This is a genomic window from Rhodoplanes roseus (assembly GCF_003258865.1).
GTDB lineage: Bacteria > Pseudomonadota > Alphaproteobacteria > Rhizobiales > Xanthobacteraceae > Rhodoplanes > Rhodoplanes roseus.
The window spans coordinates 1-5,447 of the sequence record NZ_NPEX01000346.1; the positions used below are offsets into that span (position 1 = coordinate 1).

General features: G+C 72.0%; 6 protein-coding genes. 2 read left to right on the forward strand and 4 right to left on the reverse strand.

Features of this window, described 5'->3' with window-relative positions:
- Positions 1-134 precede the first annotated feature (134 nt).
- The 3 genes from CH341_RS27650 to CH341_RS27660 form a co-directional block, all read right to left on the reverse strand.
- Positions 135-986 carry an MlaD family protein gene (locus CH341_RS27650; protein ID WP_111422175.1) on the reverse strand — a complete coding sequence of 284 codons (852 nt, stop codon included), beginning with the start codon at positions 984-986 and terminating at the stop codon, positions 135-137.
- 132 nt (positions 987-1,118) lie between these two features.
- Positions 1,119-1,901 carry an ABC transporter ATP-binding protein gene (locus CH341_RS27655; RefSeq protein ID WP_111422178.1) on the reverse strand — a complete coding sequence of 261 codons (783 nt, stop codon included), beginning with the start codon at positions 1,899-1,901 and terminating at the stop codon, positions 1,119-1,121.
- Between the two features lie 151 nt (positions 1,902-2,052).
- Positions 2,053-3,183: an ABC transporter permease gene (locus tag CH341_RS27660; protein ID WP_111422181.1), complete on the reverse strand. Its 1,131-nt coding sequence runs from the start codon at positions 3,181-3,183 to the stop codon at positions 2,053-2,055.
- 140 nt (positions 3,184-3,323) lie between these two features.
- Here CH341_RS27660 and dgcA point away from each other — a divergent pair, with 140 nt between their 5' ends.
- Together dgcA and CH341_RS27670 are read left to right on the forward strand one after the other, a co-directional pair.
- The gene (gene dgcA, locus CH341_RS27665) at positions 3,324-4,307 is read left to right on the forward strand and encodes an N-acetyl-D-Glu racemase DgcA (protein ID WP_111422183.1); all 984 of its coding nucleotides are present in this window, start codon (positions 3,324-3,326) and stop codon (positions 4,305-4,307) included.
- Positions 4,308-4,392: 85 nt separating this feature from the next.
- Entirely contained in the window at positions 4,393-4,947 is a 555-nt protein-coding gene (locus CH341_RS27670) for a hypothetical protein (RefSeq protein ID WP_245431280.1), read from the forward strand.
- Here the strand turns inward: CH341_RS27670 and CH341_RS27680 are convergent.
- Positions 4,872-5,447, reverse strand: a 576-nt coding sequence (locus CH341_RS27680) for an MFS transporter (RefSeq protein ID WP_170149833.1), incomplete at its 5' end; no start/stop codon positions are given. The genes CH341_RS27670 and CH341_RS27680 overlap by 76 nt on opposite strands.

The window sequence follows — 5,447 nt, forward strand, 5'->3', positions numbered from 1 at the left end:
CGCCGGGCACCTCAGGGTGACGACGAGAGGCAGGCCGGAGGACGCAGGCGCGCTACGCCTCTGCCGGGGACACGAGGCTTGTTGCTGGATCGGCTACGCGCGTCGACCGCGAGAGTGCGGGCGCAGCCCCGGCCCTACTGGGTCCGCGCGCCGCGGCCCGCCGGGGCGGCGGGGGCGCCGCCGAAGAGTAGGCGGCTGGGGTTCTGGTCGATGTTCTTGACCGCCTGCTCCAGCGTCGAGATGGCGCGGCGGCCGTCGACGGCGAGGCGCTCCCATTCGCGCAGGCCGGTCTGGCTGAAGCGGGTCAGGCCGCTCGACATCTGGCCGATGTTCTTGTCGAGATTGTCGGCCAGCGTGCGGATCGAGCGGGCCGCCAGGGCGACGTCCTCGAGCTTGGTCTCGGCGCCGTTCATCACCGACTCGGCCTTCGCCATGATGCGGTCGATCCGCTCGGAATTGTCGGCGAGCGTCTGGGTGAAGGCTTCCATGTTCTTGAGCGTCGAGCGGAACGAGGTCTCGTTGTCGGCGACCAGCGCGTCGAGCCGGCGCAGCACGCTGCGCGCCGCCGAGGTCACGTCCTGGCCAGCGGTGAGGTCGGCGCGCAGGACCGGCGGATCGAGCACCGGCGCGGTCGCCGAGGCGCCGCGCAGCGCCACCGAGGCGAAGCCGGTGAGCCCCTGGAAGTCGAGGCCGACCGAGGTGTCGGTGCGCAGCACCACGGAGCGGTCGACCGCGATGCCGACGATCACCTGGCGGGGCGCGTCGGGATCGATGCGGACCGAGGTCACGTCGCCGACCCGCAGGCCGTTGAACAGCACCCAGGAGCCCGGCCGCAGACCCGACACGGCGCCCTCGAACACGACGTCGTAGCGCTTGCGGTCGAGACCGCCGGGCGGCGCGCTGAACCAGTAGACGAACACGAAGGCGCCGATCAGCGCGGTCAGCGTGAACAGCCCGACCAGGATGTAGTTCGCTCGTGTTTCCATCGTCGAACCGCCCGCACCTTTCCGTCGTCCCGGCGCGTCGCCGCGCCGTACGCTCGATCTCCGCACGGCCGTGGCCTGGCCGGCGTCTCCCCTGCCCCGCGGTACCGCCGGACAGGCCGTCCTTGTCGCCGCTCAGACGGCCGCGGCGGCGTGGCCGACCCGTGACCGCACCCCGCGGAAATACGACCGAATCCAGGGATGATCGGACGCCAGCATGGCGGCCATGGGGCCGACCGTGATGACCCGCCGATCGGCCAGGACGGCGATCCGGTCGCAGACCGCATGAAGGCTGTCGAGATCGTGGGTTACCATGAAAACCGTGAGCCCCAAAGTCTGCTGCAGGGTCTTGATCAAACTGTCGAATTCGGCCGCGCCGATGGGGTCGAGGCCGGACGTCGGCTCGTCCAGGAAGACGATCTCCGGGTCGAGCGCGAGGGCGCGGGCGAGCGCCACCCGCTTGATCATGCCGCCCGACAGCTCGGAGGGAAGCTTGTCGCAGACGCTGGCGTCGAGGCCGACCATCTCCAGCTTGGCGACCGCGACCTCGTCCATCAGCCGGCGCGACAGCGAGAGATGCTCGCGCATCGGGAACTGGACGTTCTGCCGCACGGTCAGCGAGGAGAACAGCGCGCCCTGCTGGAACAGCACGCCCCAGCGCCGCTCCAGCGCCCGCCGGGCCCGCGCCCCGAGCCGCGCCGGATCCTCGCCGAACACCGTGATCTTGCCGGCGCGGCGCGGCAGCAGGCCGACGATGGTGCGCAGCAGCACCGACTTGCCGATGCCGGACGCGCCGACGCAGCCGAGGATCTCGCCGCGATAGACATCGAGCGTCACGCCCTCCAGCACGGTCGCGTCGCCGAACCCGCTGGAGAGGTCGCGCACGCCGATGACGATCTCGCTGCCGGGCGCCAGCATGGTCAGGTCCCCGCCCCGCCGCGGTCGTTCCGGGACGGCGCGCCGGCGCCGGACCCGGAATCCAGCCGCAGCACGAGAGTCCGAGCGGGCTGCTGGATTCCGGGTTCGCGGCTTTGCCGCGCCCCGGAATGACGGAGTTTCGTCGCCATGGTCACATCCCGATCGTCGCGAAGAAGATGGCGAACAGGCCGTCCAGGCCGATCATCAGGAAGATCGACTTCACCACCGAGGCCGTGGTGTTGAGGCCGAGCGACTCGGTCGAGCCCTTCACCTCCAGCCCCTCGACGCAGGCGACCGCGCCGATCAGCAGCGCCATGAACGGCGCCTTGATCATGCCGACCGCGAAGTCCTCGATCGAGATGGCGTCGTGCAGACGGGTCAGGAACACGTCGGGGCTCATGCCGCCGTAGAGCCAGCAGACGAGGCCGGCGCCGTAGAGCGCCGCCATCGAGCCGATGAAGGTGAGGGCCGGCACCGCGATCACCAGCGCGACGACGCGCGGCAGCACCAGCACCTCCAGCGGATCGACTCCCATGGTGCGCAGCGCGTCGGTCTCCTCGCGCATCTTCATCGAGCCGAGCTCGGCCGTGTAGGCGCTGCCCGAGCGGCCCGCCACCATGATGGCGACCATCAGCACGCCGATCTCGCGCAGCACCAGGATGCCGACCATGTCGATCACATAGGCGTCGACGCCGAAGCGGCGGAAATGGAACAGGCCCTGCTGCGCGATGATGCAGCCGATCAGGAACGTCATCAGCAGGATGACCGGCACGGCGCGCCAGCCGACCCGGTCGAGATGATGCACCGTGGAGGTGAAGCGAAACGTCCACGGCCGCACCGCGGTGCGCAGGCCGACGACGGTCAGCTCGCCGAACATCTGGACGATCAGCAGCAGGTCGCGGACCAGGCCGGCGACGACGCGGCCGAGCCGCTCCAGCGCATCGCCGAGCAGGCTGATGCGGCGCACCGGCGGCGGCGTGCGGTTGACCTGGCGGGCGACCTCCATCAGGCCGCGATAGCGCTCCGGAAGGTCCAGCACGGCGGCGGTGCGGCCGCCGGCGGCGAGCGCCCGCATCAGCCGCTCCAGCAGCCACGCCCCGAAGGTGTCGAGCCGCTCGACGCCGCCCATCCGGATCTCGACCGAGCTGGCGTCGCGGGCGCGGCGCACGGCGCCGTCGATCAGCCGCTCCAGCTCGCCGGCGCGGTCCGCCGTCCACGACCCGGCGGCGGCGAGCGCGAGGCGCCCGTCCGAGACGCTGAGGTCGAGCAGCCGATCGCTCATGGGGGGCTCCGGGCGGCGCCATCCGGGAAACTCCCGAGTCGCCGCGAGCCCGATACTTGACACCGCCCCGCCCGCCTGTCGAGGTCCGCCACCCGTTCACGGCGACGCCGTGGCCGCTCGGACACATCAAGGCCCGCCGCATGTCCCCGACCCTCACCGCCGCCGCCGAACGCTGGCCGATCGCCGGCGCCTTCACGATCTCCCGCGGCGCCAAGACCGAGGCGCATGTCGTCGTCGCCACCGTGACGGACGGGGCGCATGCGGGACGCGGCGAATGCGTGCCCTATCCGCGTTACGGCGAGAGCGTCGCGAGCGTGATCGCGGCGATCCAGGCGATGGCACCGGTCCTCGCCGCAGGATGCGACCGCGCCGCCTTGCGAAGCGCCATGCCGGCCGGCGCCGCCCGCAACGCCATCGACTGCGCGCTGATCGATCTGGAGGCGAAGCGCGCCGGCGTCCCGGCGCATGCACTGCTCGGGCTGCCGGCGCCGCAGCCGCTGATCACGGCCTACACGATCTCGCTCGGCCCGCCGGATGCGATGGCGGAGCGCGCCGCGGCCGCCGCAGCGCGCCCGCTGCTCAAGGTGAAGCTCGGCGGTCCGGAGGATCGCGCCCGCATCGCCGCGGTGCGCGCCGCCGCCCCGAGCTCGACCCTGATCGTCGACGCCAACGAGGGCTGGACGGCGGCGGATCTGGCGGAGAACCTCGCCGCCTGCGCGGCGGCCGGCGTGCAGCTCGTCGAGCAGCCGCTGCCCGCCGCGGACGACGCCGCGCTCGCCCGCGTGGCACATGCCGTGCCGGTCTGCGCCGACGAGAGCGTCCACGATCTCACAACGCTCGCTGCGTTGCGGGACCGCTACGACGCCGTCAACATCAAGCTCGACAAGACCGGCGGCCTCACCGAGGCGCTGGCCGTGGCGGAGGAGGCGCGCACCCTCGGCTTCGAGATCATGGTGGGATGCATGGTGTGCACGTCCCTCGCCATCGCGCCGGCCGTGCTGCTGGCGCAGGGCGCGCGCTTCGTCGACCTGGACGGGCCGCTGCTGCTTGTGGGCGACAGGCCACACGGCTGCGAGTATCTGGGCAGCGTTCTCCACCCCGCTACCGACGTCTTGTGGGGGTGAGTCTTTTCCCGATTGAGCGTTCAAACGTCCCCTTGTAGCTGTTGAAGACGCCGACTCGGGGACGGCGCTTCGGGGGAGTGGGACCATGCGGGCCAAGGCCTGGATACTCGGTGCGTCACTCGTGCTCGCGGCAGCCTCGCCGGCCGCCGCCGAGATCATGATCGGATCCGACACCGGCGGCATGATCGGCGACTATGTCGCGCGCTATCAGCGGGTCCGCCAGAGCGGCGAGCGCGTCGTCATCAACGGCACCTGCCTGTCGGCCTGCACCATCGTGGTCGGCATGATCCCGCGCGATCGCCTGTGCGCGACGCGCAACGCCGTGCTCGGCTTCCATGCCGCCTGGCTGCCGGACGGCAACGGCAACCGGGTGACCAGCAAGGTGGCGACCCAGGCGCTGTGGGGCCTCTATCCGTCGGGTGTGCGCCGGTGGATCGCCCAGCGCGGCGGCCTCACGCCCAACATGCTGATGATGCAGGGCCGCGACCTCGCCGCCTTGGTGCCGCCCTGCGACGGCGCGCCCCAGCGGGTCGCGGTCTCGCCACGCCGCGGCGGCGAGCCGCGTCAGGCGCGGGCGTATCGCCGCGCCCCGATCGCGATCACGGCGCCGGCCGTCGCCGAAGCCGCCATGGCCAGATAGGCGACGCTGCCGAGCGCCGACACCAGCAGTCCCGAGGCGCCCATGGTGGCGGCGAAGACGATCGCCACCACGCTGGCATAGTCGCCCTGGGCGGTGGCGCCGCGGCGCTCCTCGGCGAGCGCCTGCATGGCGCCCAGATGGGTGGCGCCGAACGACAGCGCGTGCAGGCACTGCAGCGCCGGCAGCATCGCGGCCGGCGGATCGAATGCCATCACGACCCAGCGCAGCATGGCGCCGAGCGCCCCGATCGCCAGCATGTCGAGCGGCCGCAGCCGCGTCGCCAGCCGGCCCGACACGGCGAACAGCACGATCTCGGCGACCACGCCGATCCCCCACAGCGCGCCGATCTGAAGCCCGTCGAGTCCCTGGGCGGCCCATTGCAGGCTGGCGAAGCCGTACAGCACAGCGTGGCTCGCCTGCACCAGGCTGCCGGTCGCCACCACGGCGACGAAGGTTTTCGACCGCCACAGGCTGGGGCCGGCCGGCTGTGAGCCGGCCGC